Annotated in this window: 20 protein-coding genes; 12 read left to right on the plus strand and 8 right to left on the minus strand. The window is 59.5% G+C overall.

From position 1 onward, the window contains the following. Positions 1–866: 866 nt before the first annotated feature. From AEQ67_RS30680 to AEQ67_RS30690, 3 genes are all read right to left on the minus strand, one after another. Positions 867–2525: a cation acetate symporter gene (locus tag AEQ67_RS30680; RefSeq protein WP_059407498.1), complete on the minus strand. Its 1659-nt coding sequence runs from the start codon at positions 2523–2525 to the stop codon at positions 867–869. Further along, positions 2522–2833 (minus strand): DUF485 domain-containing protein, encoded by a 312-nt coding sequence (locus AEQ67_RS30685; protein WP_059407499.1) that lies wholly within the window; start codon positions 2831–2833, stop codon positions 2522–2524. Before AEQ67_RS30685 ends, AEQ67_RS30680 begins: the two co-directional genes overlap by 4 nt. A 282-nt stretch (positions 2834–3115) precedes the next feature. Beyond that, positions 3116–3967 (minus strand): glycine betaine ABC transporter substrate-binding protein, encoded by an 852-nt coding sequence (locus AEQ67_RS30690; protein ID WP_059407500.1) that lies wholly within the window; start codon positions 3965–3967, stop codon positions 3116–3118. 288 nt (positions 3968–4255) lie between these two features. Here AEQ67_RS30690 and AEQ67_RS30695 point away from each other — a divergent pair, with 288 nt between their 5' ends. Beyond that, on the plus strand, positions 4256–5851 hold the full coding sequence (locus AEQ67_RS30695) for a glycoside hydrolase family 17 protein (protein WP_059407501.1): 1596 nt from the start codon (positions 4256–4258) through the stop codon (positions 5849–5851). A gap of 123 nt (positions 5852–5974) precedes the next feature. Here the strand turns inward: AEQ67_RS30695 and AEQ67_RS30700 are convergent, their stop codons facing one another. Next, complete coding sequence (locus AEQ67_RS30700; protein WP_059407502.1) at positions 5975–6343, minus strand: hypothetical protein; 369 nt, start codon at positions 6341–6343, stop codon at positions 5975–5977. 224 nt (positions 6344–6567) lie between these two features. Here AEQ67_RS30700 and AEQ67_RS30705 point away from each other — a divergent pair, with 224 nt between their 5' ends. Both AEQ67_RS30705 and AEQ67_RS30710 read left to right on the plus strand, forming a co-directional pair. Beyond that, entirely contained in the window at positions 6568–7866 is a 1299-nt protein-coding gene (locus tag AEQ67_RS30705) for a serine/threonine protein kinase (protein ID WP_059407503.1), read from the plus strand. After that, positions 7859–8647: an MlaA family lipoprotein gene (locus tag AEQ67_RS30710; RefSeq protein ID WP_059407504.1), complete on the plus strand. Its 789-nt coding sequence runs from the start codon at positions 7859–7861 to the stop codon at positions 8645–8647. Before AEQ67_RS30705 ends, AEQ67_RS30710 begins: the two co-directional genes overlap by 8 nt. Before the next feature lie 168 nt (positions 8648–8815). Here the strand turns inward: AEQ67_RS30710 and AEQ67_RS30715 are convergent, their stop codons facing one another. Next, entirely contained in the window at positions 8816–9730 is a 915-nt protein-coding gene (locus tag AEQ67_RS30715) for a DUF808 domain-containing protein (protein WP_059407505.1), read from the minus strand. A gap of 134 nt (positions 9731–9864) precedes the next feature. Between AEQ67_RS30715 and AEQ67_RS30720 the strand changes: the two genes are divergently transcribed. Continuing rightward, the gene (locus AEQ67_RS30720) at positions 9865–10470 is read left to right on the plus strand and encodes a TetR/AcrR family transcriptional regulator (RefSeq protein WP_059407506.1); all 606 of its coding nucleotides are present in this window, start codon (positions 9865–9867) and stop codon (positions 10468–10470) included. Between the two features lie 130 nt (positions 10471–10600). Here the strand turns inward: AEQ67_RS30720 and AEQ67_RS30725 are convergent, their stop codons facing one another. Together AEQ67_RS30725 and AEQ67_RS30730 are read right to left on the minus strand one after the other, a co-directional pair. Then, complete coding sequence (locus AEQ67_RS30725; RefSeq protein ID WP_059407507.1) at positions 10601–11059, minus strand: REP-associated tyrosine transposase; 459 nt, start codon at positions 11057–11059, stop codon at positions 10601–10603. A gap of 210 nt (positions 11060–11269) precedes the next feature. After that, complete coding sequence (locus AEQ67_RS30730) at positions 11270–11710, minus strand: GlcG/HbpS family heme-binding protein (protein WP_059407508.1); 441 nt, start codon at positions 11708–11710, stop codon at positions 11270–11272. A 266-nt stretch (positions 11711–11976) separates the two neighbouring features. Here AEQ67_RS30730 and gcl point away from each other — a divergent pair, with 266 nt between their 5' ends. From gcl to AEQ67_RS30770, 8 genes are all read left to right on the plus strand, one after another. Further along, a complete protein-coding gene (gene gcl / locus AEQ67_RS30735; protein ID WP_059407509.1) occupies positions 11977–13752 on the plus strand; it encodes a glyoxylate carboligase in 1776 nt (591 codons plus the stop codon). A 138-nt stretch (positions 13753–13890) separates the two neighbouring features. After that, on the plus strand, positions 13891–14673 hold the full coding sequence (gene hyi, locus AEQ67_RS30740; protein WP_059407510.1) for a hydroxypyruvate isomerase: 783 nt from the start codon (positions 13891–13893) through the stop codon (positions 14671–14673). Positions 14674–14821: 148 nt separating this feature from the next. Next, the gene (locus tag AEQ67_RS30745) at positions 14822–15712 is read left to right on the plus strand and encodes a 2-hydroxy-3-oxopropionate reductase (protein WP_059407511.1); all 891 of its coding nucleotides are present in this window, start codon (positions 14822–14824) and stop codon (positions 15710–15712) included. Between the two features lie 151 nt (positions 15713–15863). Then, a complete protein-coding gene (locus tag AEQ67_RS30750; RefSeq protein WP_059407512.1) occupies positions 15864–17144 on the plus strand; it encodes a glycerate kinase type-2 family protein in 1281 nt (426 codons plus the stop codon). Further along, on the plus strand, positions 17134–18549 hold the full coding sequence (gene pyk, locus AEQ67_RS30755; RefSeq protein ID WP_059407513.1) for a pyruvate kinase: 1416 nt from the start codon (positions 17134–17136) through the stop codon (positions 18547–18549). Before AEQ67_RS30750 ends, pyk begins: the two co-directional genes overlap by 11 nt. A 115-nt stretch (positions 18550–18664) precedes the next feature. Further along, positions 18665–19579 (plus strand): urea transporter, encoded by a 915-nt coding sequence (locus AEQ67_RS30760; protein WP_059407514.1) that lies wholly within the window; start codon positions 18665–18667, stop codon positions 19577–19579. 21 nt (positions 19580–19600) lie between these two features. Next, on the plus strand, positions 19601–20425 hold the full coding sequence (locus tag AEQ67_RS30765; protein WP_059407515.1) for an ion transporter: 825 nt from the start codon (positions 19601–19603) through the stop codon (positions 20423–20425). A gap of 92 nt (positions 20426–20517) precedes the next feature. Next, positions 20518–21516: a sulfate ABC transporter substrate-binding protein gene (locus tag AEQ67_RS30770; RefSeq protein WP_059407516.1), complete on the plus strand. Its 999-nt coding sequence runs from the start codon at positions 20518–20520 to the stop codon at positions 21514–21516. Between the two features lie 183 nt (positions 21517–21699). Here the strand turns inward: AEQ67_RS30770 and AEQ67_RS30775 are convergent, their stop codons facing one another. Next, positions 21700–22329, minus strand: coding sequence for a hypothetical protein (locus tag AEQ67_RS30775; RefSeq protein WP_177333693.1), 630 nt, complete (start codon positions 22327–22329; stop codon positions 21700–21702). Between the last annotated feature and the right edge of the window lie 204 nt (positions 22330–22533).

A 22533-nucleotide genomic window follows, 5' to 3' on the forward strand; every position in this document is an offset into this window, starting at 1 on the left:
AAGCATTACTAGCGGCCTTGAGAACGGACTGGAGCTACGAAGAACGCTTTAGGAGCAATCAGCCAGCCAAACATCGTCGGCGCTACGCGTCGACGATGTTGGAATCAGTTTTTGCACACTCTGGGCCGGGGGCGGCTAACCCGGCATCCATCCCGGGTTGCCCCCTGCGCAACGCCTGCGTTCGGCCTCTGGGAAAGGGGCGGCAGATCTGAAGCCAAAGCAACGGCAAGATCAACAGCGAACGCAACATCAAAAACACCACCACCCCCTGTAGGAGCGAGCTTGCTCGCGAAGAACGTCAACGATGACGCGCGTCAACAGGATAAACGCGGTGCCCATGTGTCCATCGCGAGCAAGCTCGCTCCTACAGGGGCTGCGTACGCATGCTTTTCACCACTCAAGGTCGAGCGTTAGCTCGCCTGAAAGCTTTTGATCTTGCTTTTGATCTACCCGCCCCTTCGGGAGGCTGAGTGCAGGTGTTCATCTGGGGGCAGGCGCGTAGCGCCGTTCGACGCAGTCGAACACATCGAGAGGAGGTCGTCGCGAAGCAGACCGGAGGCGATGCGCCCAGATGAATACCGGAGCGAAGGAACGCCGAGCCTAAGCGAGGGGCCGGACGCCGGGGCAAGCCTTTTTGGTTCCTTTTGTGGCGTTTGACAAAAGGGACTCGCCGTAAGGGCGAAACCGTAAGTGGCCGTTACCGCAGCAATGGATATGTACACCTGAAAGAACATGGTCGGCTATCAGGCCGCCATCGCTGGCAGGCCAGCTCCCACAGAGTCCGATAACCGCCCAATAAAAAATGCCCCGATCTCTCAATCGGGGCATTTCTGTTCAACGCAGCTTATATAGGCAAGCTCGAAGCCTTAGTGAGCAACCGCCCCACTCGCCCCCAAACCCGTCTGCGAACGCACAAACTGAGGGAAGAACAGCGCCCGCTCGTTTGCACCTGCAGTCGACTTGTCAGTGACCGAGAAGAACCAGATCCCGATAAACGCAATGGCCATGGAGAACAACGCCGGGTACTCATACGGGAAGATAGCCTTCTCGTGATGCAGGATCTGCACCCAAATGGTTGGCCCAAGCACCATCAAACCAACGGCACTGATCAGGCCCAACCAGCCACCGATCATCGCACCACGCGTAGTCAGCTTCTTCCAGTACATGGAAAGCAGCAGCACCGGGAAGTTACAGCTTGCCGCGATGGAGAACGCCAGGCCCACCATGAACGCAATGTTCTGGCTTTCGAACAGAATACCCAGACCGATCGCCAACACACCCAGGCAAATGGTGGTGATTTTCGAGACGCGGATCTCATCCTTGTCGTTGGCCTTGCCCTTCTTGATCACACTGGCATACAGGTCGTGAGACACCGCCGTGGCACCTGCCAGGGTCAAACCCGCCACAACCGCCAGAATGGTCGCGAACGCTACTGCCGAGATGAAGCCCAGGAAGATACTGCCACCGACCGCGTTAGCCAGGTGCACCGCCGCCATGTTGTTGCCGCCCAACAGCGCGCCAGCCGCATCTTTAAAGGCCGGGTTAGTGCTGACCAGCAGGATCGCGCCGAAGCCGATGATGAACGTCAGGATGTAGAAGTAGCCAATGAAGCCCGTTGCATACAGCACACTCTTGCGAGCTTCTTTCGCGTCACTCACGGTGAAGAAGCGCATCAGGATGTGTGGCAGGCCAGCAGTACCGAACATCAGTGCCAGGCCAAGGGAGAACGCCGAGACCGGATCTTTCACCAGCCCGCCCGGGCTCATGATCGCCTCACCTTTAGGGTGAACCTTGATCGCCTCGGAAAACAGCAGGCTGAAGTCGAAGTTGACGTGCTTCATCACCATCAGCGCCATGAACGAGGCACCGGACAGCAGCAATACAGCCTTGATGATCTGCACCCAAGTGGTCGCCAGCATGCCGCCGAACAGCACATACATGCACATCAGGATACCGACCAGGATCACCGCCACGTAGTAGTCGAGACCGAACAGCAGCTGGATCAGCTTGCCGGCACCGACCATTTGCGCGATCAGGTAGAACGCCACTACCACCAGCGAACCGCAAGCAGACAGCGTGCGGATCTGGGTTTGCCCAAGGCGGTAGGACGCCACGTCGGCAAAGGTGTATTTACCCAGGTTACGCAGGCGTTCGGCGATCAGGAACAGAATGATCGGCCAGCCCACCAGGAAGCCGATCGAGTAGATCAGGCCGTCGTAGCCAGAGGTGAATACCAGCGCGGAAATACCCAGGAAGGACGCCGCCGACATATAGTCACCGGCAATCGCCAGACCGTTCTGGAAGCCGGTGATCTTGCCACCCGCCGCATAGTAGTCGGCTGCCGAGTTGTTGCGCTTGGAGGCCCAGTAGGTGATGCACAGGGTCAAACCGACAAACGCCACGAACATCAAGATCGCGGAAACGTTAAGCGGTTGTTTATGCACTTCGCCAGTCAGGGCTTCAGCGGCCCAGGCGCCAGGTGCAAAAGCTGCGATGCTCAATAGAGCCATTAGACGCCGGATCATTGCTGAGCCTCCTTGAGAATCAGATTGTTCAGGTCGTCGAATTCGCCATTGGCGCGTCGTACATAGATTGCAGTCAGGATAAAGGCCGAAAGAATCAGCCCGACACCAATCGGTATCCCCCAGGTAATCGAAGACTCTGGGCTGATTTTTGCCCCCAGAATATGCGGCCCGTAAGCAATCAAAAGGATGAATCCGGAGTAAAGCCCAAGCATGATCGCCGAAAGTATCCAGGCGAACTTTTCTCGCTTACTAACCAGCTCCTTGAAGCGCGGGCTGTTTTGAATCGAGAGGTAAATGCTGTCGTTCATTGTTTTTATCCTCGCAGCACAGATGAAGTTGGAACGTTATCCACTCTATGCGGCTGCGGGGCAGGTTCCAGACGACCTTAGTATTAGAACGACATGACGTATCAGCCATTCTGTAGGAGCGAGCTCGCTCGCGAAGAATGCGCAGGCGATGCGTTTTTCCAGAGTGCATGCGTTATCGTTCACGCCCATCGCGAGCGAGCTCGCTCCTACAGAAAGCAAAAGGCCGCTTGGCAATAATGCCAAGCGGCCTTGAGAGGTGCTGACCAGACGCATCAGCTCAAATCATTTGGTCCAGTCTGCAACGCGTTCCGGGTGTTTGGCCACCCAATCCTTCGCAGCGGCTTCAGGCTTGGCGCCATCCTGGATAGCCAACATGACTTCGCCGATTTCGTCTTTCGACGCCCATTGGAAGTTCTTCAGGAACTTGGCCACTTCCGGTGCTTTGGTTGCCAGTTCTTTACTGCCGATGTTGTTCACAGTTTCAGCTGCGCCATAAACACCTTTCGGGTCGTCCAGGAAGCGCAGTTTCCACTTGGCGAACATCCAGTGCGGAACCCAACCGGTAACGGCGATGGATTCGTTTTTCTTCTCGGCACGGGTCAGCTCGGCAATCATGCCGGCGCCGGAACTGGCCTTGAGTTGATACCCGGTCAGGTCATAATCCTTGATCGCCTGCTCGGACTTGAGCATCACACCTGAACCGGCGTCGATGCCGACGATACGTTTCTTGAAGCTTTCGTCAGTTTTCAGATCGTCAATGCTTTTAGCCTTGACGTATTCCGGCACGATCAGACCGATTTTCGCGTCTTTGAAGTTCGGACCGTAATCGACGACTTGATCCTTGTTCTTGGCCCAGTAGTCGCCGTGAGTCACCGGCAGCCACGCAGACATCATGGCGTCGAGTTTGCCTGTGGCCACACCCTGCCACATGATCCCGGTGGCGACCGCTTGCAGCTTCACGTCATAACCCAGCTTTTGCTTGATCACTTCTGCCGCCACGTGGGTCGTCGCGACGCTGTCGGACCAACCGTCGACGTAACCGATGCTCAGGGTCTTGCTCTCGGCATTGGCCATAGTGGAGCCAATCGCAAGTACCAGAGCGGCACCCGCGCCTAAAAGTCGTCGCATCTTCATCGTTACTTCCCCGAAAGTGCTGCGCTCGACGGATGCCGAGTCGCGTCAACGTATTGTTATGGTGCACAGCGCCCCCATCACGCCTCACCCGCAAACTCGCTCGATCGTCAGCGGAGTACTGACGCCTCGATAATCAACCTCACGCCAAGAGCGACCTGCTCTGCCAGCGACCTCAAGGCATCGAGAAACGACATCAGAACGCCATTAATCTAGACCACCGAAAGCCACCCGGCCAATCCGCCCGAACTTTGCATGTCAAAATTGTGCAGGCCACCAAGCGCGCGCCAAATGCAGGTAACATGCGCGGCTTTGCTCCCAGACGGCCTGACCATGCCCGCGACATCACGTTTTCCTTTTTTTGCTTATCTATTCGCCTGCCTGTTGGGGCTTTTTGCCCTTGGTGGCTTCTGGTACGGCCTCGGCAAACCGGTGATCCTGCCGGACGTGGCCAGCGCCACGCACAAGCTGCAATGTGCCTCCTATACGCCGTTCGACAAGGATCAATCGCCGTTCGATCAGCCGTTCAAGTTGCGCCCCGAGCGCATGGACGCCGACCTCGCGCTGCTGGCCAAAAGCTTCGAATGCATCCGCACCTATTCCATGACCGGCCTCGAAGCTCTGCCCGACCTGGCGCGTAAGCACGGGCTTAAGTTGATGATTGGCGCGTGGGTCAACAGCAATCCGGTGGACACCGAGAAAGAAGTCGACCTGCTGATCGCCTCGGCCAACGCCAACGCCGACGTGGTGACCTCGGTGATCGTCGGCAACGAAACCCTGTTGCGCAAGGAAGTCACCGGCGCGCAGTTGGCGAAGCTGATTAATAAGGTCAAGAGCCAGGTCAAACAACCTGTCACTTATGCCGACGTCTGGGAGTTCTGGCTCAAGCACCCGGAAATCGCCCCAGCGGTGGATTTCCTGACCATCCACTTGCTGCCGTACTGGGAAGACGATCCGTCTAACATCGACGCAGCCTTGCAACATGTCGCTGAAGTGCGTCAGGTGTTCGGCAACAAGTTCGCGCCTAAAGACGTGATGATTGGCGAAACCGGCTGGCCGAGCGAAGGCCGCCAACGCGAAACCGCCCTGCCGAGCCGGGTCAACGAGGCCAAGTTCATTCGTGCCTTCGTGATCATGGCCGAGCAGCAAGGCTGGCATTACAACCTGATCGAAGCCTTCGACCAGCCGTGGAAACGCGCCAGCGAAGGTGCAGTCGGCGGTTATTGGGGCCTGTTCGATGCCGATCGCCAGGACAAAGGCGTGCTGGCCGGCCCGGTGTCGAACGTGCCGTACTGGTCGCAATGGCTGGTGGTGGGTGGCGTGATTTTCCTCGGCACGCTGATCCTTGGCGGTCGTGTACGCAGCACTCGCGCGGCGTTGGTTCTGCCGCTGCTGGGCGCATTGGCCGCGTGTTCGATTGGTGCCTGGGGCGATCTGGCGCGAGTCACCACGCGGTTTGCCAGTGAATGGCTGTGGGTCGCGTTGCTGACGGCGTTGAATCTGTTGGTGCTGGCACATGCCGCGCTGACGTTGAGCGCACGTACTGGCTGGCGTGAACGGGCGTTCAATGTGCTGGAACGTCGGGCAGGCTGGTTGTTGGCGGCCGCAGGATTTGCGGCGGCCGTCATGATGCTGGAACTGGTGTTCGATCCGCGTTATCGCAGCTTCCCGAGCGTCGCATTCATCCTGCCAGCACTGGTTTACCTGTGCCGCCCGGTGAGCGTGCCGCGTCGGGAAATCGCCCTGCTGACCTTCATCATCGGCGCCGGCATTGCGCCGCAGCTGTTTCGTGAAGGTCTGCAAAACCAGCAAGCCTGGGGCTGGGCGCTGGTGAGTGTGTTGATGGTGGCGGCGTTGTGGCGCAGTTTGCGGGTTCGCAAGGGCTGATCCTCTGCGTGGCTACTGGCCTCATCGCGGGCAAGCCCGCTCCCACAGGGTTCTTCGGTGAATACAGAATTTGTGTACGACGAAGATTCCTGTGGGAGCGGGCTTGCCCGCGATGACGATCAATCAGGCAATGCGGGATGCCCTGACCAACCGCAACCCGGCAATCACCACCGCAAACACCGCCAACGTCGTGTTGTACAACGCCAGCGCCGGAAACCCGAACACCAGCGCCAGCACCGCCAGCCACCACCCGGCCCGGCCCGGCAGCACAAAACCGATCACGGCTGCCACCAATGCCGCCCAGCCCAAGACCTTGAAGTGAATCATCAGGCCCAGGTTCGAACGGACCTGGCATTCCCAACGGCTCGCCTCGTCCACACAGAGGCCGACCCACTGCGCATCCTCCATGAAGCCATAACGCGCGCCATAACTGGCGGCCAGCCATAAAGGCAGCAAAACAAGCAGCAGAATCACAGGCAGACGGCGGGACATGAAGCACTCCAATAAACGAAAACGGCGGCCAGCTTAATCCCCCGGCAGCGCCAAGCAAACGCGCGCAACAGATAATTGGCCACGAAATCGCTGCAAAGTGTATCGTCCGTCTACTATTACCCCGAAATTAGGCCTGATTGGTGCCGATCCATGGCACTTTGGCGCAAGCCCCGTGGTCATAGCCTGCGAACTTCATTTGGCACCTTTCTCTAAGGGATCTAGTCATGCTCCGTTCCTTGCGCTTCGCCGCCCTGTTTGGCGGCCTTATTTTGAGTGCGTCCGCACTGGCCGTCGACATCGACGCTGCCAGTTATGGCTACCCCTTGACCAACCCGTTCGAGGCGACCATTGCCACGACTCCGCCGGACCTGCGTCCGGAGTTGCCGCTGGACGACGACACCGATCAGCAGACACGCAGCGTTACACTGCGCCCGGAGCGTGCATTCGACCTGCCAGACAACTTCTGGCCGGTGCAGAAACTCACTTACCGCATCGCGACCCAGGATAAAGCCGCGCCGCTGATTTTCCTGATCGCCGGCACTGGCGCGCGCTACGACAGCAGCCTCAACGAATACCTGAAAAAGCTCTACTACAAGGCCGGCTACCACGTGGTGCAACTGTCGTCGCCCACCAGCTTCGACTTCATGAGCGCCGCCTCACGCTTTGCCACCCCGGGCATCACCAAGGAAGACGCCGAAGACATGTACCGGGTGATGCAGGCCGTGCGGGCACAGAACCCGAATGTGCCGGTCACCGATTACTACCTGACCGGTTACAGCCTGGGTGCGCTGGATGCAGCATTCGTCGCGCACCTGGACGAGACCCGTCGCAGCTTCAACTTCAAGAAAGTCTTGCTGCTCAACCCGCCGGTCAACCTCTACACCTCGATCACCAACCTGGACAAGCTGGTCCAGACCGAGGTCAAGGGCATCAACAACTCCACCACCTTCTATGAACTGGTGTTGAACAAACTGACCCGCTACTTCCAGCAGAAGGGCTACATCGACCTCAACGATGCCCTGCTCTATGACTTCCAGCAGTCCAAGCAGCACCTGACCAACGAACAGATGGCCATGTTGATCGGCACCTCGTTCCGCTTTTCGGCGGCCGACATCGCCTTCACTTCGGACCTGATCAACCGGCGCGGGCTCATCACACCACCGAAATATCCGATCACCGAAGGCACCAGTCTCACGCCGTTCCTCAAACGCGCGCTGCAGTGCGACTTCGACTGCTACATCACCGAACAGGTTATCCCGATGTGGCGCGCCCGCACCGACGGCGGCAGCCTGCTGCAACTGATCGACCAGGTGAGTTTGTATGCGCTGAAGGACTACCTGCACGACAGCCCGAAAATCGCCGTCATGCACAACGCCGACGACGTGATTCTCGGCCCTGGCGACCTCGGTTTCCTGCGCAAGACCTTCGGCGACCGTTTGACCGTTTATCCACTGGGCGGCCACTGCGGCAACCTTAACTACCGCGTCAACAGCGACGCCATGCTGGAGTTCTTCCGTGGCTAAATACCTCCTGCTTATCGCAGCGTTACTCTGTGCAGGCGTCGCCAATGCCGACAACAGCAAAGCCAACGCACCGGTTGTGATCGACAGCGACGGCTTCAAAGAGCCGCTGAGCAAACTCAAAATCAACCCGGGAATGGATCAGCGCGAGTTCGAGCGTTCGACGCTCAACGCGCTGAACGTCTATGACCCGCTGGAAGAGTGGAACCGTCGGGTTTATCACTTCAACTACCGCTTCGACCAATGGGTGTTCCTGCCCGTGGTCGACGGCTACCGCTACATCACCCCGAGCTTCCTGCGCACCGGCGTCAGCAACTTCTTCAACAACCTCGGTGACGTACCGAACCTGTTGAACAGCCTGCTGCAGTTCAAAGGCCAGCGCTCGATGGAAATCACCGGGCGGCTGTTGCTCAACACCACCATTGGCATCGCCGGCCTGTGGGACCCGGCCACCGCCATGGGCCTGCCGCGCCAGAGCGAAGACTTTGGCCAGACGCTGGGCTTCTACGGCGTACCGGGCGGCGCCTACTTCGTACTGCCGATCCTCGGACCGTCGAACATTCGCGACACCGGCGGCCTGGCGGTGGATTTCACCGCCGAGAACGCGATCAACTTCCTGAACGTCGCCCAAGTCAGCGAAAACCACCCGGAAATCTGGGTCCTGCGCGGCATCGACAAGCGCTACCAGACCAGCTTCCGCTACGGCCAACTGAACTCGCCGTTCGAGTATGAGAAAGTGCGCTACGTGTACACCGAGTCGCGCAAGTTGCAGATCGCCGAGTAATTCGACAGGCAACAAAAAAGGCCATTCGATGCAGATCGAATGGCCTTTTTATTGGGTATCCCACAACGACCCGTAGGAGCTGGCTTGCCAGCGAAAGCAATATTCGCCACACCGAAGACAGTTGTCGTCGAATCGAGCCTCTTCGCTGGCAAGCCAGCTCCTACAGGGTTAGCTTTTGGCTGATTTCCAGTTTTTGCTGACGACCATTACGCCCGCCAATACAACCGCGCCCGCCACACTTCCCGCCACTGCATTGAGCAACGTCGGCACGATAAACCCGGCCCCACCCGCCCCGGCACTGACGCTTTCTATCCAGTGATGAACCACCGGCACGCCGTGAGTCAGAATCCCGCCGCCGACCAGGAACATCGCCGCCGTGCCGATCACCGACAGGCTTTTCATCATGTACGGCGCTGCACGCAGAATTCCGCCGCCGATGCTTTTGGCCATCTGCCCCGGTTTCTGCGTCAGCCACAAACCGAGGTCGTCGAGCTTGACGATACCGGCCACCAAGCCATAAACGCCGATGGTCATGACGATTGCAATCCCCGACAACACGATGACTTGCTGCGTCAGCGATGCGCCAGCCACAGTGCCCAGGGTGATGGCGATGATTTCCGCCGACAGGATGAAGTCGGTGCGGATGGCACCCTTGATCTTGTCCTGCTCGACCGCCACCAGATCGATCGCCGGATCGGCCACGGCCTCGACCAGCTCGGCATGTTCGGCCTGGTCTTCAGCCTGGCTGTGGAGGAATTTGTGGGCGAGTTTCTCGAACCCTTCGAAACACAGGTAAGCGCCGCCGATCATCAATAACGGTGTGACCAACCATGGAATGAACACACTGATGGCCAGCGCCGACGGCACCAGGATCAGTTTGTTGAGAAACGAGCCCTTGGCCACCGCCCATACAACCGGGATCTCGCGCTCGGCACGCACGCCGGAGACTTGCTGGGCGTTGAGCGCCAGGTCGTCGCCGAGAACGCCGGCAGTCTTTTTGGCGGCCATTTTGGTCATCAACGCCACATCGTCGAGTACGGCTGCGATGTCGTCGATCAGCACCAGCAAACTGCTTCCTGCCATGAATCAGGTTTCCTTCTTCAATGAATGCCGCGCAGCATAGCGCGGCCCAACGTGCGGCGGGGCATTCTTGAGCGCCGCGCGAGGCCGGTGCTACCATGCGCAACCGCCAGCACAGGCAAGGAACCCCTTGGTTTATGAGCACCATCCGCGAGCGCAACAAACAACTGATCCTGCGTGCCGCCAGTGAAGAATTTGCCGACAAGGGCTTCGCTGCGACCAAAACCAGTGACATCGCAGCCAAGGCGGGATTGCCCAAGCCCAACGTCTACTACTACTTCAAATCCAAGGAAAACCTCTACCGCGAGGTCCTGGAAAGCATCATCGAGCCGATCCTGCAGGCCTCGACGCCGTTCAACGCCGACGGCGTGCCCAGCGAAGTGCTGAGCGGCTACATTCGCTCGAAAATCCGCATCTCCCGCGACCTGCCTTTCGCTTCCAAAGTGTTCGCCAGCGAAATCATGCACGGCGCCCCGCACCTGAGCGCTGACCTGGTCGAACAGCTCAACGGCCAGGCCAAGCACAATATCGACTGCATCCAGACCTGGATCGACCGGGGCCAGATCGCCCCCATCGACCCCAACCACCTGATGTTCAGCATCTGGGCGGCGACGCAGACGTATGCCGACTTTGATTGGCAGATCACTGCGATTACCGGCAAGGCCAAGCTCGACGAAGAAGATTATGAAGCGGCGGCGCAGACAATTATCCGGTTGGTGCTGAAGGGGTGTGAGCCGGACTGAGAGACCGCGTCGCCTCCATCGCGGGCAAGCCCGCTCCCACAAGTTTTGTGAGTGGACATAATTTCTTCTAACACCCTCAATCCTTGTGGGAGCGGGCTTGCCCGAGATGGAGGCGACTCGGCTTGAAGGTTTAAAGCCAAATTGCATCCCACAGCGGATAGTCGCCAAGCCGCTCTACCAGTCCTGCCCGCAACGGGTTGGCGACGACATACCTCGCCATCTTCACCAGGTCCTCTTCTCGCCTCAATGCTCGGTCGTAATAACCCTGCTGCCAGAGTGGCCCTCTTCTATGACTGGAAAGGTTCACCTCTCGAGTGATCAGTGACTTGGTTCGCCGCATCAAATGGCTGAGCGAACACCTCTCCAACTCGACGAGCCAATGGAAGTGATCGGGCATTACGACCCAAGCCAGTGAATTTACCAATCCCAGATTTTGCGCCTCGCGAAATTGATGAACCACCAATCTGCCCAAAGCGAAATCTCGAAAAACCGGATCACGATTGAGCGTGTTGGTAGTCAGCAAATAGATTCGATTGGGTTCTGCATAGCGCCCCAGTCGCAAGCGATGTGAAGAAGGTAAATCGGGCATTCCGTTGCCTCTTTCATGATGGGTTCATGAAAGGCTAGACCTCGAAATGCTGGGTTGGGATGCAGACTTTTAGCTGGATGTGTCTGGTCGATAGTCATCGCGGGCAAGCCCGCTCCCACAGGGGGTGATGGTGTGCACAAGATAAGTGAACACCTCCAATCCTTGTGGGAGCGGGCTTGCCCGCGATGGCATTGGGTCAGGCGCCGCAGATCAAGCCGTCACCCCCGCATCCGCCCGCAACCCCAGCGCCTCGATCGCATTGATCGCGCACTGTTCGTCAACATCCGACAAATCCCCGCTGATACCCACCGCTCCCAGCACGTTGCCATCCTGATCCCGAATCAGCACACCACCCGGTGCCGGCACGACGCTGCCCTGCCCCAGGCTGTTCAACGCGGCGATAAATGCCGGGCGTTGTTGCGCGTCCAGCGCCAGCAGGCGTGAGCCTTTGCCCAAGGCGATCGCGCCCCAGGCTTTGCCGATGGCGATCTGCGGGCGCAGCAGGCTGGCACCGTCTTCGCGTTGCAGGGAGATCAGGTGTCCGCCGGCATCCAGTACGGCGATGGTCAAGGGCGCTGCGGAGATTGCACGCCCGGCGGCGATGGCCTGACTGGTCAGGTTCACTGCGACTTTCAAGGTTAAAGCGCTCATGGTGCTGTCCTCATTTTGTTATAGGGAAAGCCGTTGGGCTTCTTTTTGTTCAGAAGTCCGATGCAACAAATAGAACACAATGAGTTATTTTTTTGTATACAATAATTATCGAAAAGCGCCACATGCGACGAAAAGCCACAGTAGAACGGGCTTCCGACGAATGAAACAGTCGCTTGAGAAAATGGATTGACCTGCGCCGTCCGCCGTGAATACACTCTGCGCAAAGCCACTTGTATACAATTACAAAACGTAAGAGGCACAAAACCATGAGCAAAATGAGAGCAATCGAAGCCGCCGTTCTGGTGATGCGCCGTGAAGGGGTTGATACCGCTTTTGGCATCCCTGGCGCCGCGATCAACCCGCTGTACTCCGCCTTGCAGAAGGTCGGTGGCATCGATCACGTCCTCGCGCGCCACGTCGAAGGTGCCTCGCACATGGCCGAGGGTTACACCCGCACCAAGGCCGGCAACATCGGCGTGTGCATCGGCACTTCCGGCCCTGCCGGTACTGACATGGTCACCGGGCTCTACAGCGCCTCGGCCGACTCGATCCCGATTCTGTGCATCACCGGGCAAGCACCCCGCGCCCGTATGCACAAGGAAGACTTCCAGGCGGTCGACATCACCGCCATCGTCAAGCCAGTGACCAAGTGGTCGACCACCGTCATGGAACCGGGCCAGGTGCCTTACGCGTTCCAGAAAGCTTTCTATGAAATGCGCTCCGGCCGCCCAGGCCCCGTGCTGATCGACCTGCCGTTCGACGTGCAGATGGCCGAAATCGAATTCGACATCGACGCCTACGAGCCACTGCCGCTGGCCAAGCCCACCGCTAACCGCGTGCAAATCGAGAAGGCCCTGGCCATGCTCGACCAGGCTGAGCGCCCACTGTTGGTCGCCGGTGGCGGCATCATCAATGCCGACGCCAGCGAATTGCTGGTGGAATTCGCCGAGCTGACCGGTATCCCGGTGGTCCCGACCCTGATGGGCTGGGGCACCATCCCGGACGATCACCCCTTGATGGTCGGCATGGTTGGCCTGCAAACCTCGCACCGCTATGGCAACGCGACGATGCTCAAGTCCGACCTGGTGCTGGGTGTCGGTAACCGTTGGGCGAACCGTCACACCGGCTCGATCGACGTTTACACCGAGGGCCGCACGTTCATTCACGTCGACATCGAACCGACCCAGATCGGCCGCGTGTTCACCCCGGACCTGGGCATCGTTTCCGACGCCGCTGCCGCGCTGACTGTGTTCATCGAAGTCGCTCGCGAATGGCAAGCCGCCGGCAAGCTGAAAAACCGCAGTGCCTGGCTGCAAGACTGCCAGCAGCGCAAATCCAGCCTGCAGCGCAAGACTCACTTCGACAACGTGCCGGTCAAGCCGCAACGCGTTTATGAAGAGATGAACCAGGTGTTTGGCAAAGACACTTGCTACGTCAGCACCATCGGTCTGTCGCAGATTGCCGGCGCGCAGTTCCTGCACGTCTACAAGCCGCGTCACTGGATCAACTGCGGTCAGGCCGGCCCTCTGGGCTGGACCATTCCGGCCGCACTGGGTGTCGTCAAGGCCGACCCGACCCGCAAGGTTGTGGCACTGTCGGGCGACTATGATTTCCAGTTCATGATCGAAGAATTGGCGGTGGGCGCGCAGTTCAAGCTGCCGTACATCCACGTGGTGGTGAACAACTCGTACCTGGGGCTGATCCGTCAGGCGCAGCGCGGTTTTGACATGGATTATTGCGTGCAGCTGTCCTTCGACAACCTGAACGCACCGGAACTCAACGGTTACGGTGTCGACCACGTAGCAGTGGCTGAAGGCCTCGGCTGCAAGGCCCTGCGAGTGTTCGAACCGGCTCAGATCCAGCCTGCCCTGCGCAGGGCTCAGGAGCTGATCGAAGAGTTCAAGGTGCCGGTGATCGTCGAGATTATCCTGGAGCGCGTGACCAACATTTCCATGGGCACCGAGATCAACGCCGTCAACGAATTCGAAGACCTGGCGCTGGTCGGCAACGATGCGCCAACGGCGATTTCGTTGCTTGATTAACACCTGAACCTGTAGCAGCTGCCGAGGCACGAGGCTGCGTTGCGTGTCCGCAGGACCGCCGTCGGGGGCCGCTTCGCAGCCCAACGCAGCCTCGTCCCTCGGCAGCTGCTACAGGACATCTTTTTAAGGGAGACCACCATGCCGCGTTTCGCAGCCAACCTGTCCATGCTGTTTACCGAGCAGGATTTTCTTGCCCGCTTCGAAGCGGCCGCCAAGGCCGGCTTCAGTGGTGTCGAATACCTGTTCCCTTACGACTTCAGCTCCGCCGACATCAAAGCCAAGCTCGACGCCAACGGTCTGACCCAAGTGCTGTTCAACCTGCCGGCCGGTGACTGGGCCAAGGGCGAACGCGGTATCGCGTGCTTGCCGGATCGGGTTGAAGAATTCCGCGCCGGCGTCGACCTGGCCATCGCCTACGCGCAAGTGCTGGGCAACACCCAGGTCAACTGCCTGGCCGGTATCCGTCCACAAGGCGTCGATGCTGCCAGTGTGGAAAAAACCTTCGTCGCCAACCTCAAGTACGCCGCCGACAAGCTGCAAGCGGCAGGCATCAAACTGGTGATGGAAGCGATCAACACCCGCGACATCCCGGGTTTCTACCTGAACAACACGGCGCAAGCCCTGTCGATTCGCGAACAGGTCGGCAGTGCCAACCTGTTCCTGCAATACGACATCTACCACATGCAAATCATGGAGGGCGACCTGGCCCGCACCCTGCAATCGCACCTGAACGAAATCAATCATGTGCAATTGGCGGATAACCCAGGACGCAACGAACCGGGCACCGGTGAAATCAACTACCGCTTCCTGTTCGAACACCTGGACCGCATCGGTTATCAGGGTTGGGTTGGCTGTGAATACAAGCCGCTGACCACCACGGAAGCGGGTTTGGGCTGGCTGAAAACCCATAACGCGATCTGATCAGGGACCGCGTCATCGTTCTTCGCGGGCAAGCCTCGCTCCTACGGGAGCCGGGTTGTCTGTAGGAGCGAGGCTTGCCCGCGAAGGCGTCCTCGCTGACACCCCACGAATTTTGTGAACAGAGCAACAAAAACAAGAGGATTTTCTCATGGCTAAAATCGGATTTATCGGCACCGGCATCATGGGCCACCCAATGGCGTTGAACCTGCAGAAAGCCGGTCACAGCCTGTTCCTGTCGGCGCACCACGATGCTGCCCCGGCCGACCTGATCGCCGCTGGCGCGGTCGCGCTGGCGAACCCGAAAGAAGTCGCGCAAGAAGCCGAATTCATCATCGTCATGGTCCCGGATACCCCGCAGGTCGATGACGTGCTGTTCCGCGCCGACGGCATTGCGGCGGGGGGTGGCAAAGGCAAGATCGTCATCGACCTGAGCTCGATTTCGCCTACCGCCACCCAAGCCTTCGCGGCCCAGATCAACGAGAAAGGCGCGCAGTACCTCGACGCGCCGGTGTCCGGCGGTGAAGTCGGCGCCAAGGCGGCGACCCTGAGCATCATGGTCGGCGGCGATGCCGATGCCTTCGAACGCGCGCTGCCGCTGTTCCAGTCGATGGGCAAGAACATCACCCTGGTCGGTGGCAACGGCGACGGTCAAACCGCGAAAGTGGCGAACCAGATCATCGTCGCGCTGAACATCCAGGCCGTGGCCGAAGCCCTGCTGTTCGCGGCGAAAAACGGTGCCGATCCAGCCAAGGTGCGTGAAGCGCTGATGGGCGGTTTCGCTTCGTCGAAGATCCTCGAAGTGCATGGCGAACGCATGATCAAAGGCACCTTCGACCCAGGCTTCCGCATCAGCCTGCACCAGAAGGACCTGAACCTGGCCCTGCAAGGCGCCAAGGAGCTGAACATCAACCTGCCAAACACCGCCAACGCCCAGCAAGTGTTCAGCACCTGCGCGGCCATCGGTGGCAGCAACTGGGACCACTCGGCGCTGATCAAGGGCCTGGAACACATGGCGAATTTCTCGATTCGCGATAAATAACACCTTCACCCGCTCCCTGTAGGAGCGAGGCTTGCCCGCGAATGGATCGCCTCGGTGCAGCAGAAACACCGTGGTGTCCGGTTCGCGGGCAAGCCTCGCTCCTACAGGGGCAAGCAGTCTTCTCTAATAACAAGAATTCCGGGAGCCCGCCATGTCGGTCGATCCGCAACAATTCCTGCGCGAGCTGTTCGCCACAGCTATCGACGCCGCCCATCCGCAGCACGTCCTCGAAGCCCATTTGCCCAAAGACCGCAGCGGTCGGGTGATCGTCATCGGCGCCGGCAAAGCCGCGGCAGCCATGGCACAGGTGGTCGAGCGTTGCTGGCAGGGCGACGTGTCCGGTCTCGTGGTAACCCGCTACGGTCACGGCGCCCCGTGCGAAAAAATCGAAGTGGTCCAAGCGGCTCACCCGGTGCCCGATGCGGCGGGACAAGCCGTTGCCAAGCGCGTCTTTGAACTGGTCAGCAACCTGACCGAAGACGACCGTGTGATCTTCCTGCTCTCAGGTGGTGGCTCTGCCCTGCTTGCACTTCCGGCCGAAGGCATCACCCTGGCCGACAAACAGTCGATCAACAAAGCCCTGCTCAAATCCGGCGCCACCATCGGCGAGATGAACTGCGTGCGCAAGCACCTCTCGGCGATCAAGGGCGGCCGTCTCGGCAAAGCCTGCTGGCCTGCCACTGTTTATACCTATGCGATTTCCGATGCACCGGGCGACCTCGCCACGGTCATCGCCTCCGGCCCCCCCGTGGCCGACCCGAGCACCTCCGCCGAAGCGCTGGCGATCCTCAAGCGCTACAACATTGAAGTCCCGGCCTCGATGCGCAACTGGCTGCAAAGCCCGGAATCGGAGACCGTCAAACCCGGCGATCCGAGCCTGGCGCGCAGTCATTTCCAACTGATCGCCCGCCCACAGCAGTCGCTTGAAGCCGCTGCGGTGAAAGCCCGTCAGGCCGGTTTCAGCCCGCTGATCCTCGGTGATCTGGAAGGCGAATCCCGCGAGGTGGCCAAGGTCCACGCCGGCATCGCGCGTCAGGTCGTGCTGCACGGTCAGCCCTTGGCGGCGCCGTGCGTGATTCTCTCCGGCGGCGAAACCACCGTCACCGTGCGCGGCAATGGCCGTGGCGGACGCAATGCCGAATTCCTCCTGAGCCTGACCGACAGCCTCAAAGGCCTGCCCGGCGTCTACGCGCTGGCCGGTGATACCGACGGCATCGACGGCTCCGAAGACAATGCCGGCGCGATCATGACCCCGCTCAGTTACGCCCGCGCCGCCGCCCTCGGCCTGAGCGCCAGCGACGAGTTGGACAACAACAATGGCTACGGCTATTTCGAGGCGCTGGACGCCTTGATCGTCACCGAGCCGACCCGCACCAACGTCAACGACTTCCGCGCCATCCTGATTCTCGAGAGCACAAAAAATGACGCCTGATAAAAAGGTCAAAATCCTCGCCACCCTCGGCCCGGCCACCGACGGGATCGATGACATTCGTGAGCTGGTACAGGCCGGGGTCAACATCTTCCGCCTCAACTTCAGCCACGGCGATCACGCCGACCATGCCCAGCGCTATCAGTGGATTCGTGAAGTCGAGCGCCAGCTGAATTACCCGCTGGGGATTCTGATGGACCTGCAAGGCCCGAAACTGCGGGTCGGCAAGTTCGCCCAGGGCAAAGTGCAGTTGCACCGCGGTCAGGCTTTGCGCCTGGACCTCGATACGACGCCGGGCGATGAGCGCCGGGTCAACCTGCCTCACCCGGAGATCATCGCCGCACTGGAGCCGGGCATGGACCTGCTGCTGGACGACGGCAAGCTGCGCTTGCGAGTGATCACCAAGTACGCCGACGCCATCGACACCACGGTGCTCAATGGCGGCGAACTGTCCGACCGCAAAGGCGTGAACGTGCCGCAAGCGGTGCTGGAACTGAGCCCGCTGACCGCCAAGGATCGTCGCGACTTGAGCTTCGGCCTGGAGCTGGGTGTGGACTGGGTGGCACTGTCGTTTGTGCAGCGTCCGGAAGACATTCGCGAGGCGCGCGAACTGATCGGTGACAAAGCATTCTTGATGGCCAAGATCGAGAAACCCTCGGCGGTGACTCAGCTGCGCGAGATCGCCGAGTTGAGCGATGCGATCATGGTCGCGCGCGGTGATCTGGGCGTGGAAGTCCCGGCCGAAAGCGTGCCGCAGATTCAGAAAAACATCATCAGCACGTGCCGTGAGCTCGGCAAACCGGTGGTGGTGGCGACGCAGATGCTCGAGTCGATGCGCTTCTCCCCGGCCCCGACTCGCGCCGAGGTGACCGATGTTGCCAACGCCGTGGCCGAAGGGGCCGATGCGGTGATGCTGTCGGCGGAAACCGCGTCCGGCGAGTACCCGCTGGAAGCCGTGCAGATGATGAGCAAGATCATCCGCCAGGTAGAAAACGGCCCGGACTATCAGGCGCAACTGGACGTGAGTCGGCCGAAAGCCGAGGCGACGGTATCCGATGCCATCAGCTGCGCAATTCGTCGTATCAGCAATGTGCTGCCGGTGGCGGTGCTGGTGAATTACAGCGAGTCCGGCACTTCGAGTTTGCGCGCCGCGCGGGAGCGGCCGACGGTGCCGATCCTGAACCTGACGCCGAACCTGCAGACCGCTCGCCGCTTGACGGTGGCGTGGGGCGTGCACTCGGTGGTCAACGATCGGTTGCGGCAGGTGGATGAGGTGTGCTCGACGGCGCTGGAGATTGCGCAGGCGCAGGGCATGGCCAAGCGCGGGGACACGTTATTGATCACCGCGGGTGTGCCGTTTGGGCAGCCAGGGTCGACTAACTCTTTGCGCATTGAGACGTTGATTTAACGCTCTCACCGGCCCCTTCGCGGGCAAGCCTCGCTCCTACAGGACCAGCGCATTCCTGTAGGAGCGAGGCTTGCCCGCGAAGAACGATGACACGGTCCCCCTGACATAGATAAAAATGCCTGCCAACCACTTCAACACCCACCGCCCCGATTGGGCGGAAGCTTTGCTTAACGGCTTCAGTCAAATATTCCTCCAGCGTAATCCGCTGTGCGGCCTGCTGTGCCTCAGCGCCATCCTGTTTACCGCGCCCGCCTTATTGGGTGGTGCATTGCTCGGCGGTGTCGCCGGGTTGCTCACCGCGCAACGTCGCGGTTATGCCAAGGCTGATCGTCAAGCCGGCCTGTTCAGTTACAACGGTGTCCTGCTCGGTCTTCTCCTGAGCCTCTATTTCCCTTGGTCAGCGCTGCTACCGCCGCTGATCCTCGCCGCTGGCGGCCTCAGCGCGATGCTCACCCAGCAATGGCTCAAACGTGCCCGAATCAGCCAATACCTGCCCGCCTACACCACGCCATTCGTGGGTCTGAGCTGGTTGTTGCTGTGCTTCGCCACGCCCTCGACACAGGCGCACTTGATCGAAATCAACACGCTGAACATGCTCGCGGCTCCCTTCAAAGGCATCGGCCAGGTGATGTTCCTTGGTCATCCGCTGGCCGGTGCGATGATTGCCGCCGGTTTGCTGATCGCTGATCGCCGCGCATTCTGCTGGGCGTTGTTCGCGTCAGTCGCGGGCATGGGCTGGAGCCTGCTGCACCACGACTTCTACACGGCATTGCTCGGTCTGGGGGGCTATAACGCCGTACTCGCCGCACTTGCCTTCAGCTCACAGCGCCAGCAGCCGTGGCTGCCACTGCTCGGTATTGCCTTCGCGCTGTTGCTGACGCCGATGTTTGCCGCCATCGGCCTGCCCACGCTGACCGCGCCGTTCATCCTCGCCTGCTGGCTGATCCGCACGGCTGTCCAAATATTCGGTAAAGCCGCGGGCGCCGATGCGCCTTGCGCTACCGGGGAGAATCAACCTAGGCTTCGCTGATTCTCGGTTCAGGCGTTTTCCATGGATAGCAGCAAAAACTGGCGTGAAGAGCTTTACGTCATGGTTTTCCAGAGCGACACCACGGCCGGGCGGCGCTTCGACGGCATCCTGCTGTTGATCATCCTCGCCAGCATTGTGATCGTGATGCTCGACAGCATCGACAGCGTTCACCAGAACTACGCCAACGTGCTCGCGTACATCGAGTGGGGCTTCACCGTCATCTTCGCCATCGAATATGGCCTGCGCCTGTACTGTTCGCCCAAGCCATTGCGTTACGCGTTCAGCTTCTACGGGCTGGTGGATTTGCTGGCCATCGTGCCCGGCATCCTCGCGCTGTATTACGCCGATGCGCAGTATTTGCTGATCATCCGGATCATTCGGATGCTGCGGATTTTCCGCGTGCTCAAGCTCAGCCCCTACCTCAAGCAAGCCAATTACTTGATGGCGGCGTTACGCGGCAGCAAGCAGAAAATCGTAGTGTTCCTGGTCAGCGTCTGCACGCTGGTCACGGTGTTTGGCACGCTAATGTATGTGATCGAAGGTCCGGAACACGGCTTTACCAGCATTCCCAAAGGCATCTACTGGGCTATCGTGACGCTGACCACCGTGGGCTTTGGCGACATCGTGCCGAAGACGCCATTAGGCCAAGTGATTTCGTCGCTGGTGATGATCACCGGTTACTCGATCATCGCCGTGCCGACGGGCATCTTCACCGCCGAACTGGCCAACGCCATGCGCGGTGAACAACTGCAACACGACTGCCCGGTGTGCAAGAAAAATAGCCACGAACACGGCGCCGCATTTTGCTCCCGTTGCGGTAATGCACTGTTCAAGAAACTGGAATAAGCAAAGTGCTTTTTAATCTTTAAAGGACTATGCGAGCCCAGTTATAGTCGCTGGCAAATTGCCTCACATTTAAATAGAACAAGGAATTCGCAGTGAAAAAACTCTTTGGCGCCTCACTTCTGGCCGCTGGCCTGGCACTGACCAGCGTGGCTCAGGCCGCACCGACGTTGCTCAACGTTTCCTATGACGTGATGCGCGATTTCTACAAGGACTACAACACTGCGTTCCAGAAACACTGGCAAGCCGAACACAACGAAAACATCACCTTGCAGATGTCCTTCGGCGGGGCCCGCAAACACGCGCGCTCGGTGATCGACGGCCTGCCGGCTGACGTCATCACCATGAACATGGCCACCGACATCAACGCCCTGGCGGACAACGGCAAACTGGTCCCGGACAACTGGGTAACACGCCTGCCGAACAACAGCGCGCCGTTCACTTCGGCCACGGTGTTCATTGTTCGTAAAGGCAACCCGAAAGCCCTGAAAGACTGGCCGGACCTGCTCAAGGACGGCGTGCAAGTGATCGTGCCGAACCCGAAAACCTCGGGCAACGGCCGCTATACCTACCTTTCGGCCTGGGGTTATGTGCTGAAGAACGGCGGTGACGAGAACAAGGCCAAAGCCTTCGTCGGCAAGCTGTTCAAGCAAGCGCCAGTGCTCGACACCGGTGGCCGTGCCGCCACTACCACCTTCATGACCAACCAGATCGGCGACGTGCTGGTGACCTTCGAGAACGAAGCGGAAATGATTGCCCGCGAGTTTGGTCGCGATCAGTTCGAAGTCATCTACCCGAGTGTTTCCGCTGAAGCTGAGCCGCCGGTATCGGTGGTCGATAAGGTCGTCGAGAAGAAAGGCACCCGCGCGGCGGCCGAGGAATATTTGAAGTACCTGTGGTCGCCGGAAGGTCAGGAGATTGCGGCCGCGAACTACCTGCGTCCGCGTGACCCGGCGGTGCTGGCGAAGTACACCGATCGTTTCCCGAAAGTTGATTTCCTCTCGGTAGAGAAGACCTTTGGTGACTGGCGCACGGTGCAGAAGACTCACTTCAATGATGGTGGGGTTTTTGACCAGATCTACAGCGGCCAGTGATCGCTGAGCGGCAATGAAAAAGGCGACCTGAACAGGTCGCCTTTTTTGTGCGTATTCGAACCGGACACAAAACCAATGTGGGAGCGGGCTTGCCCGCGATGGCGGTGTGTCAGTCTACGAATATGTTGGATGAGCCGGCCTCATCGCGGGCAAGCCCGCCCCCACAAGGGATATTGCTCGCTGTTACATCGGTGGTGTGACCCCGTCCTTGCCGGCCGAGATGGATTGCGCGGTTAGTGTGCCGTCAGCGCTTTGGGTGACGAACGTGACGATCTTCACGCCCACCTTCAGCAAGCTGCGATCCCCCGGCATCAGGTTGACGATCGGTACGTCCTCCGGCACCAGGATTTTCTGCTGGCCGCCCTTGTAGTTGACGGTCAACACCCGGCCGTTGCTGACCACCAGATCGCCAACGCTGCCATTGGTCATACTGCTGCCCTTGACCAGGTCGAAAGGCCGATGGCCGTCGCCGCTGCCCGCCAGTTCCGGTGGGAAGACGTGGACTTCCAGCGCCTTGAGTGTGCCGTCCTCCTGCGGGATGGCGGCGGAGCCGATGTAGCTGCCGGGTTTGATATCTTCGATATTGGCCAGGGTAACGGCGCGGACTTTGGTGTCCTGGGTCAGGTTGATCACCACGTTTTCGCCGCTGTTGACGTGGACCTTCAACACGTCCGGGCTGACGCCGGTGATCTCGCCGCGCACGCCAATGCGCGTGCCCGGTGCATCAGCAGCCTGCGCGAGACCTGCCGTGAACAAGGTGATCAAGGTAAGAGCTGAAGCACCGCGAATCAGGTGACGAAACATCGCGTTCATGAAAGTGCCTTCCGGTTAGAAATCGTGAAGTGACAACATAAGCACGCTATCGAACTAGATGTAAGTGAATGTATCATCGGATCTCAATGTTTTGACGCAAGGTTCACCGAGGGACATCACAGACGTCCGTCACTCATTCCGCAAAGGAATGATTGCTATCACTCCAATCCCACTTCCGCCGTTCCGGTCAGCCTATTAGCCTGC

It is taken from the genome of Pseudomonas sp. RIT-PI-q, assembly GCF_001297125.1.
GTDB lineage: Bacteria > Pseudomonadota > Gammaproteobacteria > Pseudomonadales > Pseudomonadaceae > Aquipseudomonas.

What these genes read in the sequence shown, in the direction of transcription:
- AEQ67_RS30680 (WP_059407498.1), bottom strand. Translation starts at nt 2,525, where the DNA reads ATGATCCGGCGTCTAATGGCTCTATTGAGCATCGCAGCTTTTGCACCT.
- AEQ67_RS30685 (WP_059407499.1), bottom strand. Translation starts at nt 2,833, where the DNA reads ATGAACGACAGCATTTACCTCTCGATTCAAAACAGCCCGCGCTTCAAG.
- AEQ67_RS30690 (WP_059407500.1), bottom strand. Translation starts at nt 3,967, where the DNA reads ATGAAGATGCGACGACTTTTAGGCGCGGGTGCCGCTCTGGTACTTGCG.
- AEQ67_RS30695 (WP_059407501.1), top strand. Translation starts at nt 4,256, where the DNA reads ATGCAGGTAACATGCGCGGCTTTGCTCCCAGACGGCCTGACCATGCCC.
- AEQ67_RS30700 (WP_059407502.1), bottom strand. Translation starts at nt 6,343, where the DNA reads ATGTCCCGCCGTCTGCCTGTGATTCTGCTGCTTGTTTTGCTGCCTTTA.
- AEQ67_RS30705 (WP_059407503.1), top strand. Translation starts at nt 6,568, where the DNA reads ATGCTCCGTTCCTTGCGCTTCGCCGCCCTGTTTGGCGGCCTTATTTTG.
- AEQ67_RS30715 (WP_059407505.1), bottom strand. Translation starts at nt 9,730, where the DNA reads ATGGCAGGAAGCAGTTTGCTGGTGCTGATCGACGACATCGCAGCCGTA.
- AEQ67_RS30720 (WP_059407506.1), top strand. Translation starts at nt 9,865, where the DNA reads ATGAGCACCATCCGCGAGCGCAACAAACAACTGATCCTGCGTGCCGCC.
- AEQ67_RS30725 (WP_059407507.1), bottom strand. Translation starts at nt 11,059, where the DNA reads ATGCCCGATTTACCTTCTTCACATCGCTTGCGACTGGGGCGCTATGCA.
- AEQ67_RS30730 (WP_059407508.1), bottom strand. Translation starts at nt 11,710, where the DNA reads ATGAGCGCTTTAACCTTGAAAGTCGCAGTGAACCTGACCAGTCAGGCC.
- gcl (WP_059407509.1), top strand. Translation starts at nt 11,977, where the DNA reads ATGAGCAAAATGAGAGCAATCGAAGCCGCCGTTCTGGTGATGCGCCGT.
- hyi (WP_059407510.1), top strand. Translation starts at nt 13,891, where the DNA reads ATGCCGCGTTTCGCAGCCAACCTGTCCATGCTGTTTACCGAGCAGGAT.
- AEQ67_RS30745 (WP_059407511.1), top strand. Translation starts at nt 14,822, where the DNA reads ATGGCTAAAATCGGATTTATCGGCACCGGCATCATGGGCCACCCAATG.
- AEQ67_RS30750 (WP_059407512.1), top strand. Translation starts at nt 15,864, where the DNA reads ATGTCGGTCGATCCGCAACAATTCCTGCGCGAGCTGTTCGCCACAGCT.
- pyk (WP_059407513.1), top strand. Translation starts at nt 17,134, where the DNA reads ATGACGCCTGATAAAAAGGTCAAAATCCTCGCCACCCTCGGCCCGGCC.
- AEQ67_RS30760 (WP_059407514.1), top strand. Translation starts at nt 18,665, where the DNA reads ATGCCTGCCAACCACTTCAACACCCACCGCCCCGATTGGGCGGAAGCT.
- AEQ67_RS30765 (WP_059407515.1), top strand. Translation starts at nt 19,601, where the DNA reads ATGGATAGCAGCAAAAACTGGCGTGAAGAGCTTTACGTCATGGTTTTC.
- AEQ67_RS30775 (WP_177333693.1), bottom strand. Translation starts at nt 22,329, where the DNA reads ATGAACGCGATGTTTCGTCACCTGATTCGCGGTGCTTCAGCTCTTACC.